The following is a 12,873-nucleotide window of genomic DNA, read 5'->3' on the forward strand; positions in this document are numbered from 1 at the left end:
TTTATATTGACTTTACATTAACTCTATGTTATACTTAAGTCACAGTAAAAACAAACCATCCCACACACGGGAGAAAGGACAACACCATGAAACAGATCAGCATCGACAATGGCCGCACCTACATGACCGCCGAGGAGGCTATGCCCGAAATCCTTGATCGCAATCTCTGGGACGTCCTTGCCAATATAATGGATGACGACACCCGCGAGACCGTTCACGCCGAACTCTCTCCCTGCTCCGAGCTGGAATTCCTGACCCGCTATCTCGAGCTCGCCCCCTCTGATCTTGTGATCGGATAAAAGAGAGGAGCGAATCAGGTGAAAAAGATCATCAATAACAAGCTCTACAATACCGATACCGCCGAACGTATCGCTTGTTGGGACAATGGCCTACTGCCCACTGATTTTTCACGGTGCTCTGAGGAGTTGTATCGCAAGCGCACAGGAGAATTTTTCCTCTTCGGCAGCGGCGGCGCCAACAGTAAATACGCTGTAAGTCGTGGAGACAATCGTTGGCAGGGCGGCAGTCAAATTACGCCGCTCTCCTGGGATTCTGCCCGCGAGTGGGCGGAAGAAAAGCTCAGCGCCAATGAATACGAGGCCATCTTTGGCGAGGTCTCCGAAGACAACGGCAAGACCGCCATCACCATAAACATCACTGTCAGCAAAGCCGAAACTGCCCGCCGTGCCGCCTCTCAGGCCGGAATGTCCCTGTCCGGCTATATCGAATCGCTTATCAAATAGTCGTTTGTCAACACCAAGGCCCCACCCCGCCCCATCTCATGTGTTGTTCTTTATCCCACGAAAAAGAGAGCTGCCTTTCGGTAGCTCTCTTTTTGTTTACTCCATGATCTCATGTTACTACATCTGTTTCGTCATTTTCGTCATTATCGTCAAGCGCCAAATATCTGTTGTGTTTTCGGCGTGGATACTGCTCATCTGTTTCACCGATTTCAAACGCAACCCGCTGCCATGTGTACCCGTACACATACCGCAGCGTCATGATCTGCCGCATCTGGCTGTCCTCTATAGACGCAATGTAACGGTGCAGGCGATTGAGCTCATACCAGCACCGTTGTATATTTGACGCGATAATCCCGCGCAAGTCCGCAATCTCTGCCGCATAGTCCCCCACACGGTCACTGCTCTTTGCGCTGCCCGGCATGCCCGTGATCTTACCCGTCACCGATTTAGCTGCCGCCTCGAGCTCTGCAAGCCGCAACTGGTCTCTCCTGATCTCCCGGTTAAGGTCTCGCAGCTGTGATAATTCCTCCCGCGTCATTCACTGTCGCTCCCGCAAGGCCATTTCAAGCCAAAGTCAGACCGTTTGATTTTGCACTGTGGCTCCCCGTCCCGCCAAAAGACAATGCCCTCCATGTGGTGATCTCGCAAAAAGTCTCTGATTCCCTCGAATGTCCGCGGCAAATCAATCACCTCCACCCCGTGTCTTTGCAGGATATCCCGCTCCAAACCATATGGATTCCCCTGAAAGTGCGGCCCGATGGCCTCGTATGTCCCATCCTCAATATCCGGTGTATTGCGATAGGCATGCACAAACCACTTGTCAGCACTCCCGTCAAAATCCACCGGCACCCAATGCGGCCAATGTCCTGTCACCGGGTCTGGTTCACAACACGCGATAGCCCCAAAAGGCGGCTTTCTCCCCCTCTTAGCATCATACCGCTTGTAGAACTTTCCACCAATTACTGCGCAGCAGGAGCCATCATATTTGACTGTCGCTTCGCCGCCGCCATCCAGCACCCACTCCAAACCGCTTTTCGCAGTTGGTTTGATCGTCGTTACACGTCGGCCCTCAAATACCCGTTCAAACAATGTCGGTATTTTTTTCATATGTTATCCCCCTCTCAGCTCCGGGTTGTCATGTATGTTGCTGATGACCTCCTTATCCATTCGTTCTCCATGGGAGCAGAAATCATATTCTCGCATGAAAATAGGTGTCCCGTTATCGTCTGCTTTGTGGCAATGGCAACTATGAAATCCATCCCAGTGTTTGCACTCCCGGCACCTGACCACCGTCACAGCGTCGATAGTGGGGGCGTTTTTCAACATTCCACGGAACTCACCTATCGTGAATTTTCTCTTTCGAGGTGTATTCCCAATAGCTGCTGCCAATCCTCCAAAAAAACCATCGTTGAATAACTTCGTGTCAAAATCATCAGCATCAATAAGCCTCATGTTCGTCCTCCTTATCTATGCGGGCCCCGCACTCCTCGCAATATTTTGAGATCGGTTTTTCCCAACTGCCCTCTGTAGTAATCACATAACCGCACTTCGTACAGCACCACTCATCTCCACCCAAATGTGCCCACCGCCCATGCCTCACCTCCGCAACGTCGGCAGCGGGGACGGCTTTGATTGCGTTGCCAATATTCCATGCCACGGTATCGCCGCAATAGTCCAGCATCCTCAGTCTCTCTTGATACTCTTTTTCGCAAATTTCAAGTGCCGCCTCCCGCTCGATATACTCAGCCATTGTCACCCCTCCTTTACCCCGCGCCATTGCCAGTTGCACTTGTTATTCTCCCGGCATGTTTTGCACCGGTCATCCATCTTGCCGTCAGAGAGGTACTGCTTCCCATTCCAGACACATTTTGAGCAGAATCCGTGCCAACTGTCCACTGCCGCGTCCTTTTCGTCGATTATCTGTTTGAGACTGTCCCTGAGCAGTTCATTTTCTTTTTCCAAGCAATCGTAACGCTTGAGCTTGGTAATCACATCATTTTTTTCAAAACCCCATGACCTTAAAGCTTCTCCGAACATCGTTTCCTCGAACTCAACCACGCTGTCCGTGAACTGTTTTACGCAGATATCAAACATACGCATACTTTCATCCTCTTCGCCCCCACAAGCCCTCTGGGGAAACAGATCTCGTTTCAAGGCTTGACGGTCATATCTTTTATCACTTCTCAACCCTACCCACGGCCTATACTTGCGCATAATTTCCTCTATCTCTCCACTGCTTAATTTTTTCATCGACCGTCTTCCCACAAGGCTTTTACCGCCTCATCACGCTCCACGAGGGCTTCTTTTGCCATCTCAACAGCTTCCCATGCCGCATCACGTTTCCTGATTTCGCTGAATCTGCTTTCCAGCAGGTTTAATTCTGCAATCGCTTCTTTGTTAGTCATGGTCAGCACCTCCCATACCCCGCCATTCAAAGCAGTCTCCATTCGGAAATTCTATATGCTTCTTACACATATAAACTCCCGTATGCGGGTTTCGTCCCTTGTTGTGCGTACAATTCGGACATCCGCCCATATGATACAGGTCAGCCACCGCCGCATCACGCTCCTGTTTCACCCGTTCCCATTTGTCACGCTCCTCGAGAGCGGAGATTGCGTTGTCTACAACTTCTGTCAAGGCTGGTACGGCTATCTTCAAACCCTCAAGATTCTGAATCGTTTCTCTGTCGGTCATGGTCTGTCCTCCATTTCCATAGCGGCCTCGGCCTCCTCGCGGGTCAGGAAAACGGTTTTGCCGATTTGGTCAATGTGTTCCTGTCTGCACGGGCACTCGTACACAAATAACTTCCCGTGGTCGCAGAAGTCGCACTGGCCCTCGCCGTCTATGGAAACTGGACAAACCATATCACACCCGGGCCCAGCACCCCAGATCAACGCAAATACAGCCGTTGCTGGCAGCACCACACACCGCCCGTCCCGGTCGGCCTGTGCAAGTTCACGGAGGCGGTTAAGGTCGTACTCTTCGCCTAATATATCCTCGATAGTTGCAAGTCTATGAAACGAAGTCTCGTGTTGTCCGGCGTGATCAACACTGATACCCCCGTTTTTAAGTCTTTCAGTCAGCCTCTTCATGCTCTGTCCTCCATCCCATACATGCGCCGCAGCCGTGCCCACTTCTCACGATACCACTCGCGCCATCTCGCACACGCCTTTGTGCAGCGTGGATTATTGCACTTTTCACATGGGTATGTCATCGCCCTGCCTCCCATTCCCGATATAGCCGAAACCAGTCATCCGCCCGCATAACCACAAGCCACTCGCTGTTGTTGCGCCGGTGGGCCACTATAGGGAGATCGCCGTTGTCCCTGTTGTCCCGCACGGCCTGCTCCATCGCATCGTACAGTCTCAAGTGCTCCGTGCGCTTGACCTCAATATGTACCCCCGGCAGCCCTATACAGTCCGAAGAATCGCTGTCCATATTGCCGCCCCGCTGCGCGGATGCTGCCCGCAAGGGGTTTCCGCAATACTGCGCTGTCCTGCGCACATCATAGCCCTGTTCCCGGCAGAAGCGCGCCCACTCGAGTTCCCCGCGTTTCCCCTTAGCCTTGCTGTTCATTACTTCCCTCCTGTGGCAGTTGGCAGACGATACCCCGGCAATAGAGTTCCCCGTCCTCAAATACATCAAACTCTGCATGTGGCAAACTGGTTTGGTAGTACCAGAAGCAATCGTTTCCTCTTAGTGCCTGTATCCACGGGAGCATGGCTACGTGCTTTTGATAAAGCCTGCAACTTCCGCACTCACCCGCTGCCATTTTGTACGCCTTGCTTCCATCAACATAGACTTTTGTGTCACCCCAACAACCAATTTCGTCGTCGATCGCACCCCTGAGTTCCATGTTGTCATCTGAATAACCAAATACTACGACAAGATGAGATCTTTTGGCCTGTAGTGCTTCGGCTTGCGTGATCTCGCATCCATACTCTCGCCCATGTAGGCGTTTTGCCATTTCATTTATTGTCATCGCTACCTCCATACGTCACATCAAACGCCCACTGCTCAAGCTCATCCACGTCAAAGCTGTGCTCTCCCTCCGGCGGGTCGCTTGCGCGACTGCCTGCCCGTGACTGCCGCCCCGCGAGAGGCTGCCGCCCCGCAAGGGGCCGCCCGTCTTTCTCCTCCCTGAGCCGCTCCACACACCACGACAAAATTGCCCGGTAGTCGTTCTTATACCGCTTGCCCGTCGAGCCCTTGTAGTTGTCCAATATCTCAATCAGCCGCGCAGTGTCCGCCTCACCATAAGCGCCAAGCAATTTCTCATGCTCTGCGTTGGTCATGGTTACATTTTCGGCAAATTGGACTGCGTGCTCTCTCTCAACTTCCGGTCCACTCTTCGCGCGCGCGGGCGCGCGCTCTCCCTTGTTTCGTTTTGTTTTGTTTCCGTTTGGTTTATCTAATGTTCTCGCACCCGGTCCGGTTCCCGTTCGGTTCTGATCTCGCACCCGGTTCGGTTCTGATCTCGCACCCAGTCCGGTTCCGGTCTCAAAATCGTCTTCATTTTGAGACGCGAAAGAATTTAACGCATATGACCCGCACTGCCCGCCTCTTCCGGGCCTGTAAGAAATGAGGCCGCTTTGAATTAGTGTGTTGCGCGCTCTGTCAAAGGATGCCTTTGTTATACCAAGCTCATCAAGCAGCCTTGTGTTTGATACCGTAAAATCACTTTTCCAACAAAACTGATTGCAGTATGCCATCAGCCGATGCCATAAAGCCTGACAGTTTGCCGGAAGTGGATTCTCTATCAGCCAAACATAAAAGGCGTTGATCTCCTGTATGTAGTTCATCCTCCAGCCTCCTAAAACGGCAGATCGCCGTCGTCAGTGAGTACAATATCCTCAAAATCCTGACCTTGTTTCTCACCTCGTCGCCGATCGGCGAAATACACCTGATCGGCCGCAACCTCAGCAACTTTTCTTTTATTGCCCTGCCGGTCCTCGTAGCTGCGCGTCTGAAGCGTGCCCTCAACGGCGACCTGCATGCCCTTGTCAAAATAACGGGCCACAAACTCAGCCGTCGACCGCCACGCCACAATGTCGATGAAGTCCGTCTGCCTGTTGCCGTCCCTGCCCTTGAAATTGCGCTCCAACGCCAGTGTAAAGGCGCACACCGCTACCCCGTTCGGCGTCTCTTTCAGCTCCGGGGTCGCCGTCAGTCGCCCCATTAAAATCACTCTATTCAGCATGCCGTACTCCTTTCAAATACGCTTTGTCCCGTATGTCCGCCGTCTTAAGCCCATGCTTCCGGCAGAGTATTTTATCAAGCGGTATCCCATACACATGGTATTTCTCCCGAAACGCCTCGCGCCCGATCGTCTCCGCCTCGGTGTGATGCACCCGGCAGAGCTCAATCGCCGGTATCCCCTCGTGAATGATCTGCGTCCGGTCGCGCCCCATGCCAATGGCTTCCTCGTGGTGTAAATCGCCCCGCTTCCCGCAAATACAGCACTTGCCGTAAAACAGGCACGCATAGAGATAGGCGTCAATGTCGTCCGTGCGGTTGAGCAGACTGTCAAGACACGGCACGTCGTTTCGCAGGCAGAAGTTGATCAGATAGTTGATGTACTCGCGTGCCGTCGTCATGTCGGTGTTCCCGAGTGAGAAATCCTCATAGCCCCACTCGTCGCACATGTATGCCTTGAGCGTCTCATGCACGTTGTCCGCCTCGGTGCGCACGTCGTACCCCGCCCAGGTGCAGATGTCCGCCACAATGGCCCGCGCTTTGCGCCGCTGCTTTGCCGAAATAGCCCGCCCGTCGTCAAGGCGAATCTCACACTCCCGGTATCCCTTGCGAATGACGTCAAGAAAATTGCCGTACTCCGCCGTGATGGTCATAAGCCCGCTGTTCGGGTCGTAGTCCGTCACTCTGCCCGTCAGTGTCATTTGCAAAACCTCACATTGCCTTTGCTGTCTTCAATCGCCACGCGCCGGATTGCGTCGCCCTCGTATTCTATGGCAGCTACACGGAACTTCGCGTAGCTCTTGTATTTCGGTTTGCCGTTTCGGTCTGTCCCATCGGAGAAATACTCGCCCTCTTTGAGCTCAAAGAAGATGTCCGGCGCCGTGTACAGCTCCCGGCCAATCCCCCAGTTGAAGCAGGCTCGTTTGAAGCTGTCCGAAGCGTGGCCTTTTTCCGCGTCCTGATTGCTCTCCGCTCCCGCATCCTCTTTCCAGACCCAGCGCTCCCCGCCTTTGTCATAGTTCACATTGACCCCCACCGAACAGAAGAGATTGCCCTTGTGTTCGTCGTGGCGGCGCTGCCAGTTATCCGGCCCCACTGTCTCATCAAGGATCCGCATATCACAGCGCGCGTCCTTGTAGAGCAGACACAGTGCATATACCTTTCCATCCTTTTTGCCCGGGCGAAGCTGCTGAATCCGGCACTCAATCTCATCTGCCGTCAGCTTGCGAAACTTTATCACCGTTTTTCTCCTCCTTAAAACAAATCGGGCAACGGTTCCCAATGCAGAGCGTAGGGCTGTCCAAAACCTCGCCTGTTGCCATGCAGATTGTCCGCATCGGGCAGCGTCCGTCTCTTGCACACAGTGGGCAGTTGACACAGATCACTTTTCCATTCGGGAAGTGAATCATCATCTCCAATCTGCCCACTGTGTAATAGTCCACTCCGTAATACCGGATTACCCCCGGCATTACGCCACCTCTCTTTCGATGTTGTGCTGCTGCGCCCAGTGCTCGAAAAACTCCTCGCGCATGCTCTCCAGACAATAAAGGCTCAGATCGTCCAGCGTCCTGCTGCGTACCTCGGGCAGCGTCGAATGATACTGACCCATAAAGGATTCCCGCGCCATCTCAATCAGCTCACCGCGACGGTCTTCGTCACAGTACCTGACCCCGAGGCGGAACCACACATAGAAGCTCCACCGGTGTTGCTCAAGGTCGGCAAAATACAACATGTCCTCCGGCGTCGCAGATGTCCTCACGATCTCGTCAAAGCAGTCCTCGCACAACTCTTCCCCTCCGTAATGGTATCGGGCATCGCCCGTGTAAATCTCCTGCGAGCACTTGTCACAGTATGCCGTCATATCCTCCGGCCCTCCCGTTCGTATGTATCGCTCATATAGGTTTTGATATAGCAGAGGAATCATTGACATTTTGTCCTCCTTGCCCTATACTGGGGCTGTCATTACTTTGTGGGCTTCGGCTCACACCCGCCGTCTCAACTGTTCCCGCAGTTGGGGCGGTTCTTTTTTTCTCCTGCTCGAGTGCGTCCAATGCTGCGATGAAGCACTGCTCGCCTGTATGGTAGCCGTAACGCTTGCGAATGGCGTGAAACCTCTTTGCAATCTTCTGTGACGTCCTGATGTGGATTCGCCCGGTCTTCTTATTCCGGTCCGGCTTTCTCTCGCTGCGGGGCCGTTTTACGCCGTAGTCCAAATCCGAGGCGTCCCACAGCTCCGTGACCTCTTCGGCCCCATACGCCGCCAGAAACGCGGGGATATCTCCCGGTACAGGGTTCAGCTTCCCGTTCTCAATCTGCGAAAGCCTCGGCTTGTCCAGATAGGCTCTGCCGATCTCCCGCTCAATCCTCTTCAGCGTCTTCCCAGTGCGAGCATCTTTCAGTCTGTTCATCCTGCCTGTCTCTCCTTTCTTCAGGTTCAAATTCCGGGCAGTATGTAATGCGGTAGCTTTTCATCGGCGGAAGCCGGTTGCCGCGTCCATCCGTGTTTCCCGCCTTGTATGTCGGTGTCGCCCGCCATCCTGCGACCGGCGTAAAGTCCCGCGACCATGAGCAGCCGCCCAGTGCCTTTTTGCAGTCCCAACACGGTTGATCGCTGGTCATATCTGATGTGCTTCTCCCATCAAACGGCATTTTGTTTCTTCCTTTTCCGATACTCCCGCTGATACTGTGCAATCTTCTCTTTATTGGCCTCGTAGTACTCCCGTTTATGCTGTGCAATCTTCTCTTTATTGGCCTCGTAATACTTCCGGTTTTTCTGTGCTATCTTCCTCTGTTTGGTCGAGGCCGGAAACAATATCTCCCGCTCGATCTCCCTGCTCTGCCGGTAGTCCGCCATCTCCATTGTATCGTTGATGCAGCCCGGGTACGGGCAGTTAAAGCAATCTCTGTTACATATCGCCATCCCGCATCACCCATCTTTCAACAGGCTCGGTCTGCTCGGTCATCGCCTCAATCTCCGCGAGCATCTCGTCGATCTCGCGCAGCTGCTTGTCCGTCAGCCACATCATGACGATGATGCCAACGATACACACCGCCGAGATGATGCCGCAGACAACGGAGATCATTCTGCGACGCCGCTGCGCCCGCTCACTCGGACGCTTGCCTTTGTAAGTCACCTGTACTCCTCCTTTTTCATTCAGACATCGCTTTCAGTCAATAAAATAGTTTTTGGCTTGTCTGGAATAATGGCGCATGATATGCTTGCTATAATCATTTGTAAAGGGTGTGGTTGCTGTGACAAAAGAGCAAATCGAGTTGCTGACAAAGTACAAAAACGGCAAAGACTTTTCCGAATGGTGTACCCCGAGCGGCTCTGTCATGCGCTATCTCTTAGAAGCCGGCCTGATAGAAAGCGATTGTACCGTCTCTCCAAACTTTTTTCGAGCCAGTCAAAAAGGGCTGTCAGAGCTGTCACGGTTGGAGGAAGTGACGAACGAGAATTCCCGCAAGAAACGCGAGAAGAAACTCGACCGTATATTTCAGATATTTCTTCTGATACTTGGTTTCATTCTCGGCGTCGCAGCAGAGCATTTCGGCACCATTGTTGAGTCTTTTCTCTCGCTGTTTCGCTAAATTACCCGCGTCCCGCTCAGATGGCCTCTTGCCTTTGTAGGTCATTGAAATCTGCCTCCTACCATCTTTTCTGAAATCATCCGTGCAATATCAATCGCCAAATATCTTTTTTCTTTTCCGTCCTTAATGTACGGGACATCTCTCAGGTAATCGACAGCTTTTTCGTATCCGCAGCCCAGATATCTGCAAACCGCCGATAGATTTGGGAAATTTCCAATTTCACTTTTGATGTCCTGAGTAATCTGTCTGCGGTCAGCCATTGTCGCCACCTCCCTCTTATGCGCATTTGTCCTCGTAAAACTGTTGCCACTCAAAGCCTAATACGTTAGCAATTCGTTTGGCCACTTCAACACTTGGTCTGCGTGTCCCAATTTCAATTGAGGCATAAAAGCTCTGAGAAATGCCACTCGCCTTTGCCACATCTTGCTGAGATCTGTTGCCTCGTAATTCAACCAGCCACTTTCTCATTTTTTCACCTCCTAACTCTATATGCGTTTATCATATCATCACTAAGTGCGTTTGTCAACTCATTTAGCGATAATTATTTAACTTTTCTTGATTTCTATTACATTATGTGATTATATAAAATCAAAAGGAGGAGTTTAAAAATGTTTTCAATTCGGCTTAAAGAATTAAGAGAAAATGCAAATATGTCTCAGCAGGCATTTGCTGATAATTTTGGTGTAGCACAATCAACTGTAGGAAGTTGGGAAGCTGGCAAACGTGAGCCAAACTATCAAACAACAATGCGTCTTGCCGATTTCTTTCATGTCTCCGTCGACTATCTAATGGGACGAGAGGTCCAGAAAGACGAAAAAAAAGCCCCTGAACCAAAAACGGTTCAGAGGCGAATTATGTGCTATGGCGGTGGAGTATCGGAAGAAACGGTAATTTCCGAAGAAGAGTATGAAACCCTCCAAGCTGTGTTAAAAACACTGCGCGAGCAACAGAAGAAGCGGGATGCTTCAAAATGAGGAAAATAATACCTGAAAACAATCTCGCATATTGACTTGTAATGTCGAATCTTGTTAGATATTGTAATATTATCCACTATTACAGAAAGGGATGATATTATGATCTGCATTATCCGTCTGGCAAATCAATTCATTCTGCGTGAGAACATCACCAATCTGTTTTTCACACCGAAATCGTTGCGAGAACTGACAGATCGGCTTGGGTACAGCCTGCTCTCCTATACAGAGGGGCAGGAGATCATCGAGCATCAAAGCCTGCAATCCTACACAGAGAAAAAGGCTTTCACTGTCTTCGTCGGCGACGCGCGTATCATCCTGTATCAGGACAATCTTTCATTCAGTGAAAAGGTATTTGTAATCCTACATGAAATCGGCCACATCGAACTCGAGCATACTTATTTTGGAATACTGGGGAAGTCGGAAGACAGTGCACAATCTGACGCACAGGAGCAGGAAGCCGATGCCTTTGCCTATCAGGTGATGGCCCCGTTGAGTTTTCTGCGTCGGCGTGGCGTCTCCGACACCGAGCAGATCAAAGAACTCACAATGCTTTCCGGTGATCGAGCTGCACACGTGCTTGCTCTTCTCCATGACTCTACTATCCGCGACTCCAACGATGCTCTTGTGGCCCGGCGAATCTCTCGCGCAATGCCTCGGGTCAAAAAGAGATGTTCGGCGGCCATCATCTTTGCAGTAATCCTTGCGCTTCCTGCACTGTATGGCATTATTTCATTTGTCGGGACATTTGCAGGCGCAGACGAAGCACTTCCCACACAGATCAATTCGCCCGACCTGCCTGATTCTGTGCAATCTGTGAGCGTAACAGAGACATACTATGTCACCGCACAGGGCGAAAAGTATCATCGTGCCGGATGCCGCTATCTCAAAAACAGCACACCAATTCCTGTGACGGGCGATGAACTGCAATATTACGCTCCGTGTAAAATTTGTTTTCCGAATGGAGGTTAAGCTATGCCCAGGCCAAAATCTACGCAGCCACCAGCCCTTGGCAAAGACGGTCTTTATCGGGACACATTTTATTATAAAGGGAAACAGTACAGCATCAAAGCAAAAACGCTGCCCGATCTCTATGCAAAAATACAGATAAAAAAGCAGCAGCTTGAAAACGGTGAGATCGTTGTCAATAAAAATACTACCGTAAAGCGTTGGCTCGAGGAGTGGCTCGAGACTTATCGAAAAGGGCATGGCGGAGATAAGAACTATCGTAATTACGTTAGTATCGTCAACCATGATATTGTCCCGTATATCGGTGTTATGAGGCTGTGTGATTTAACACAGTACGATCTTCAGCGCACAATAAACCAACAACAAGGACGAAGCAAAAGCCATGCATCACATGTCCTCAATACCATAAGACAGGCTTTCCGCCGCGCCGCCATCAACGGTTATCTTGATCTGATCGTAATTGAAAATCTGGAACTTCCAAAGACCAAAAAGGGATCTCACCGCGAAATTACAGAGGAAGAACGCCGCCTCACCCTCGAAACAGCAAAAATTCATCCCGGTGGGTTATGGGTGAAAACGATTCTGTACTTGGGGCTGCGCCCGCAGGAGACCGTTCCGCTTACACCGGATGACTTTGATTTCAAAAATGGGATTTTGCATATCAATAAAGCTCTGAAATCGGGTGCCAATAAGATCGGCGTACCCAAAACCACCGCCGGCATCCGTGAAATCCCCATACCTGATATCATCTATGACGAACTAAAGGCCGCCTGTGAAGCCTGTAAAACGCCTACACTCTTCACGCAGCAGACTAACGACCGTAGACATACAGAGGCGTCTTTGTACTGCCTGTGGAACTCTTTTAAGCGCCAGATGGATATTCTCGCGGGGGCCAAAGTCTATCGGAACCAGATTATAGAATCCAAAATTGCTGAAGATCTAACTCCCTATTGTTACCGGCACACCTATTGCACCGATCTACAGGACGCGGGTGTTCCCATCAACGTTGCGAAATATTTCATGGGACACGATGACATCAAGGTAACAGCGTCCATTTATACGCATCACAGCAAAAAAGCGTCCGAAGACGCTCGTGTGCTTATCAATCGACATCAATCCTCAAAGACAAAATAAAAAGCGAGCTTGCTTGCATTAATACTTACATTAATAACCCTGAATAATGCCGAATAATACCTAAGTATGCGAACCAGTAAGAAATGCAGTAAGAAAACAAAAAAAAGCCCGGAAGCCTTGAATAATCAAGTGTTTCCGGGCCTTTTTATATGGTTGCGAGAGAAGGATTCGAACCCTCACAAGCAGAGTCAGAGTCTACCCTCCGCTTCACAAAAACCCTTGTTTTTCTAAGGAAGAAAGCACTTTAAAAATCGCACTGACATTAATAC

General features: G+C 50.9%; 26 protein-coding genes. 6 read left to right on the forward strand and 20 right to left on the reverse strand.

Features of this window, described 5'->3' with window-relative positions; translation table 11 throughout:
- The first annotated feature begins 86 nt into the window (after window positions 1-86).
- The gene (locus H8695_RS11310; RefSeq protein WP_249301799.1) at window positions 87-299 is read left to right on the forward strand and encodes a hypothetical protein; all 213 of its coding nucleotides are present in this window, start codon (window positions 87-89) and stop codon (window positions 297-299) included.
- A gap of 18 nt (window positions 300-317) precedes the next feature.
- On the forward strand, window positions 318-743 hold the full coding sequence (locus H8695_RS11315; RefSeq protein ID WP_249301801.1) for a hypothetical protein: 426 nt from the start codon (window positions 318-320) through the stop codon (window positions 741-743).
- A gap of 109 nt (window positions 744-852) precedes the next feature.
- Here the strand turns inward: H8695_RS11315 and H8695_RS11320 are convergent, their stop codons facing one another.
- The 18 genes from H8695_RS11320 to H8695_RS11405 form a co-directional block, all read right to left on the reverse strand.
- Window positions 853-1,281: a hypothetical protein gene (locus H8695_RS11320; RefSeq protein ID WP_249301802.1), complete on the reverse strand. Its 429-nt coding sequence runs from the start codon at window positions 1,279-1,281 to the stop codon at window positions 853-855.
- Complete coding sequence (locus tag H8695_RS11325; RefSeq protein WP_249301804.1) at window positions 1,278-1,850, reverse strand: hypothetical protein; 573 nt, start codon at window positions 1,848-1,850, stop codon at window positions 1,278-1,280. Before H8695_RS11325 ends, H8695_RS11320 begins: the two co-directional genes overlap by 4 nt.
- Before the next feature lie 3 nt (window positions 1,851-1,853).
- Window positions 1,854-2,195, reverse strand: coding sequence for a hypothetical protein (locus tag H8695_RS11330; protein WP_249301806.1), 342 nt, complete (start codon window positions 2,193-2,195; stop codon window positions 1,854-1,856).
- Entirely contained in the window at window positions 2,182-2,493 is a 312-nt protein-coding gene (locus H8695_RS11335; protein WP_249301808.1) for a hypothetical protein, read from the reverse strand. The genes H8695_RS11330 and H8695_RS11335 overlap by 14 nt, the downstream gene beginning before the upstream one ends.
- Window positions 2,494-2,495: 2 nt before the next feature.
- Entirely contained in the window at window positions 2,496-2,993 is a 498-nt protein-coding gene (locus tag H8695_RS11340) for a hypothetical protein (RefSeq protein ID WP_249301810.1), read from the reverse strand.
- Window positions 2,990-3,148 carry a hypothetical protein gene (locus H8695_RS11345; RefSeq protein ID WP_249301812.1) on the reverse strand — a complete coding sequence of 53 codons (159 nt, stop codon included), beginning with the start codon at window positions 3,146-3,148 and terminating at the stop codon, window positions 2,990-2,992. The genes H8695_RS11340 and H8695_RS11345 overlap by 4 nt, the downstream gene beginning before the upstream one ends.
- Entirely contained in the window at window positions 3,141-3,437 is a 297-nt protein-coding gene (locus H8695_RS11350; RefSeq protein WP_249301814.1) for a hypothetical protein, read from the reverse strand. Before H8695_RS11350 ends, H8695_RS11345 begins: the two co-directional genes overlap by 8 nt.
- Window positions 3,434-3,835, reverse strand: a complete 402-nt coding sequence (locus H8695_RS11355; RefSeq protein ID WP_249301816.1) for a hypothetical protein — start codon at window positions 3,833-3,835, stop codon at window positions 3,434-3,436. The genes H8695_RS11350 and H8695_RS11355 overlap by 4 nt, the downstream gene beginning before the upstream one ends.
- Before the next feature lie 118 nt (window positions 3,836-3,953).
- The gene (locus tag H8695_RS11360; protein WP_249301818.1) at window positions 3,954-4,319 is read right to left on the reverse strand and encodes a putative PDDEXK endonuclease; all 366 of its coding nucleotides are present in this window, start codon (window positions 4,317-4,319) and stop codon (window positions 3,954-3,956) included.
- Window positions 4,303-4,737, reverse strand: a complete 435-nt coding sequence (locus H8695_RS11365) for a hypothetical protein (RefSeq protein ID WP_249301820.1) — start codon at window positions 4,735-4,737, stop codon at window positions 4,303-4,305. Before H8695_RS11365 ends, H8695_RS11360 begins: the two co-directional genes overlap by 17 nt.
- Entirely contained in the window at window positions 4,712-5,038 is a 327-nt protein-coding gene (locus H8695_RS11370) for a hypothetical protein (protein WP_249301823.1), read from the reverse strand. Before H8695_RS11370 ends, H8695_RS11365 begins: the two co-directional genes overlap by 26 nt.
- 518 nt (window positions 5,039-5,556) lie before the next feature.
- Window positions 5,557-5,943, reverse strand: coding sequence for a single-stranded DNA-binding protein (locus H8695_RS11375; RefSeq protein WP_249301831.1), 387 nt, complete (start codon window positions 5,941-5,943; stop codon window positions 5,557-5,559).
- Complete coding sequence (locus H8695_RS11380; RefSeq protein ID WP_249301833.1) at window positions 5,933-6,640, reverse strand: putative HNHc nuclease; 708 nt, start codon at window positions 6,638-6,640, stop codon at window positions 5,933-5,935. Before H8695_RS11380 ends, H8695_RS11375 begins: the two co-directional genes overlap by 11 nt.
- Window positions 6,637-7,179: a Rad52/Rad22 family DNA repair protein gene (locus H8695_RS11385; RefSeq protein WP_249301834.1), complete on the reverse strand. Its 543-nt coding sequence runs from the start codon at window positions 7,177-7,179 to the stop codon at window positions 6,637-6,639. The genes H8695_RS11380 and H8695_RS11385 overlap by 4 nt, the downstream gene beginning before the upstream one ends.
- Window positions 7,180-7,407: 228 nt before the next feature.
- Window positions 7,408-7,800 carry a hypothetical protein gene (locus H8695_RS11390; protein WP_249301835.1) on the reverse strand — a complete coding sequence of 131 codons (393 nt, stop codon included), beginning with the start codon at window positions 7,798-7,800 and terminating at the stop codon, window positions 7,408-7,410.
- Window positions 7,801-7,831: 31 nt separating this feature from the next.
- Window positions 7,832-8,347: a helix-turn-helix domain-containing protein gene (locus tag H8695_RS11395; RefSeq protein WP_249301837.1), complete on the reverse strand. Its 516-nt coding sequence runs from the start codon at window positions 8,345-8,347 to the stop codon at window positions 7,832-7,834.
- A gap of 230 nt (window positions 8,348-8,577) precedes the next feature.
- Window positions 8,578-8,799 (reverse strand): hypothetical protein, encoded by a 222-nt coding sequence (locus tag H8695_RS11400; protein ID WP_249301839.1) that lies wholly within the window; start codon window positions 8,797-8,799, stop codon window positions 8,578-8,580.
- 46 nt (window positions 8,800-8,845) lie between these two features.
- Window positions 8,846-9,073, reverse strand: a complete 228-nt coding sequence (locus H8695_RS11405; RefSeq protein WP_249301841.1) for a hypothetical protein — start codon at window positions 9,071-9,073, stop codon at window positions 8,846-8,848.
- Window positions 9,074-9,191: 118 nt separating this feature from the next.
- Between H8695_RS11405 and H8695_RS11410 the strand changes: the two genes are divergently transcribed.
- Window positions 9,192-9,530, forward strand: coding sequence for a hypothetical protein (locus H8695_RS11410; RefSeq protein WP_249301844.1), 339 nt, complete (start codon window positions 9,192-9,194; stop codon window positions 9,528-9,530).
- 41 nt (window positions 9,531-9,571) lie between these two features.
- On the opposite strand, the gene H8695_RS11415 is transcribed toward H8695_RS11410, so the two are convergent.
- Both H8695_RS11415 and H8695_RS11420 read right to left on the reverse strand, forming a co-directional pair.
- Window positions 9,572-9,790 (reverse strand): hypothetical protein, encoded by a 219-nt coding sequence (locus tag H8695_RS11415; RefSeq protein WP_249301846.1) that lies wholly within the window; start codon window positions 9,788-9,790, stop codon window positions 9,572-9,574.
- 16 nt (window positions 9,791-9,806) lie between these two features.
- Window positions 9,807-9,998: a helix-turn-helix transcriptional regulator gene (locus tag H8695_RS11420; RefSeq protein WP_249301848.1), complete on the reverse strand. Its 192-nt coding sequence runs from the start codon at window positions 9,996-9,998 to the stop codon at window positions 9,807-9,809.
- A 140-nt stretch (window positions 9,999-10,138) separates the two neighbouring features.
- Between H8695_RS11420 and H8695_RS11425 the strand changes: the two genes are divergently transcribed.
- The 3 genes from H8695_RS11425 to H8695_RS11435 all read left to right on the forward strand — a co-directional run bounded on the left by H8695_RS11425 (window position 10,139) and on the right by H8695_RS11435 (window position 12,604).
- Window positions 10,139-10,504, forward strand: a complete 366-nt coding sequence (locus tag H8695_RS11425; RefSeq protein WP_249301851.1) for a helix-turn-helix domain-containing protein — start codon at window positions 10,139-10,141, stop codon at window positions 10,502-10,504.
- A gap of 99 nt (window positions 10,505-10,603) precedes the next feature.
- Complete coding sequence (locus tag H8695_RS11430; RefSeq protein ID WP_249301853.1) at window positions 10,604-11,473, forward strand: ImmA/IrrE family metallo-endopeptidase; 870 nt, start codon at window positions 10,604-10,606, stop codon at window positions 11,471-11,473.
- A gap of 3 nt (window positions 11,474-11,476) precedes the next feature.
- On the forward strand, window positions 11,477-12,604 hold the full coding sequence (locus H8695_RS11435; protein ID WP_249301855.1) for a tyrosine-type recombinase/integrase: 1,128 nt from the start codon (window positions 11,477-11,479) through the stop codon (window positions 12,602-12,604).
- Window positions 12,605-12,873: the final 269 nt, after the last annotated feature.

Source organism: Feifania hominis, assembly GCF_014384765.1.
In the GTDB taxonomy this organism is placed as follows: Bacteria; Bacillota; Clostridia; order Oscillospirales; family Feifaniaceae; genus Feifania; species Feifania hominis.

Coding starts and splice junctions, on each gene's coding strand:
- H8695_RS11425 (WP_249301851.1), top strand. CDS start 10,139: ATGTTTTCAATTCGGCTTAAAGAATTAAGAGAAAATGCAAATATGTCT.
- H8695_RS11380 (WP_249301833.1), bottom strand. CDS start 6,640: ATGACACTGACGGGCAGAGTGACGGACTACGACCCGAACAGCGGGCTT.
- H8695_RS11415 (WP_249301846.1), bottom strand. CDS start 9,790: ATGGCTGACCGCAGACAGATTACTCAGGACATCAAAAGTGAAATTGGA.
- H8695_RS11430 (WP_249301853.1), top strand. CDS start 10,604: ATGATCTGCATTATCCGTCTGGCAAATCAATTCATTCTGCGTGAGAAC.
- H8695_RS11345 (WP_249301812.1), bottom strand. CDS start 3,148: ATGACTAACAAAGAAGCGATTGCAGAATTAAACCTGCTGGAAAGCAGA.
- H8695_RS11435 (WP_249301855.1), top strand. CDS start 11,477: ATGCCCAGGCCAAAATCTACGCAGCCACCAGCCCTTGGCAAAGACGGT.
- H8695_RS11355 (WP_249301816.1), bottom strand. CDS start 3,835: ATGAAGAGGCTGACTGAAAGACTTAAAAACGGGGGTATCAGTGTTGAT.
- H8695_RS11420 (WP_249301848.1), bottom strand. CDS start 9,998: ATGAGAAAGTGGCTGGTTGAATTACGAGGCAACAGATCTCAGCAAGAT.
- H8695_RS11330 (WP_249301806.1), bottom strand. CDS start 2,195: ATGAGGCTTATTGATGCTGATGATTTTGACACGAAGTTATTCAACGAT.
- H8695_RS11335 (WP_249301808.1), bottom strand. CDS start 2,493: ATGGCTGAGTATATCGAGCGGGAGGCGGCACTTGAAATTTGCGAAAAA.
- H8695_RS11320 (WP_249301802.1), bottom strand. CDS start 1,281: ATGACGCGGGAGGAATTATCACAGCTGCGAGACCTTAACCGGGAGATC.
- H8695_RS11350 (WP_249301814.1), bottom strand. CDS start 3,437: ATGACCGACAGAGAAACGATTCAGAATCTTGAGGGTTTGAAGATAGCC.
- H8695_RS11325 (WP_249301804.1), bottom strand. CDS start 1,850: ATGAAAAAAATACCGACATTGTTTGAACGGGTATTTGAGGGCCGACGT.
- H8695_RS11390 (WP_249301835.1), bottom strand. CDS start 7,800: ATGACGGCATACTGTGACAAGTGCTCGCAGGAGATTTACACGGGCGAT.
- H8695_RS11400 (WP_249301839.1), bottom strand. CDS start 8,799: ATGGAGATGGCGGACTACCGGCAGAGCAGGGAGATCGAGCGGGAGATA.
- H8695_RS11340 (WP_249301810.1), bottom strand. CDS start 2,993: ATGAAAAAATTAAGCAGTGGAGAGATAGAGGAAATTATGCGCAAGTAT.
- H8695_RS11375 (WP_249301831.1), bottom strand. CDS start 5,943: ATGCTGAATAGAGTGATTTTAATGGGGCGACTGACGGCGACCCCGGAG.
- H8695_RS11365 (WP_249301820.1), bottom strand. CDS start 4,737: ATGGAGGTAGCGATGACAATAAATGAAATGGCAAAACGCCTACATGGG.
- H8695_RS11310 (WP_249301799.1), top strand. CDS start 87: ATGAAACAGATCAGCATCGACAATGGCCGCACCTACATGACCGCCGAG.
- H8695_RS11370 (WP_249301823.1), bottom strand. CDS start 5,038: ATGACCAACGCAGAGCATGAGAAATTGCTTGGCGCTTATGGTGAGGCG.
- H8695_RS11360 (WP_249301818.1), bottom strand. CDS start 4,319: ATGAACAGCAAGGCTAAGGGGAAACGCGGGGAACTCGAGTGGGCGCGC.
- H8695_RS11395 (WP_249301837.1), bottom strand. CDS start 8,347: ATGAACAGACTGAAAGATGCTCGCACTGGGAAGACGCTGAAGAGGATT.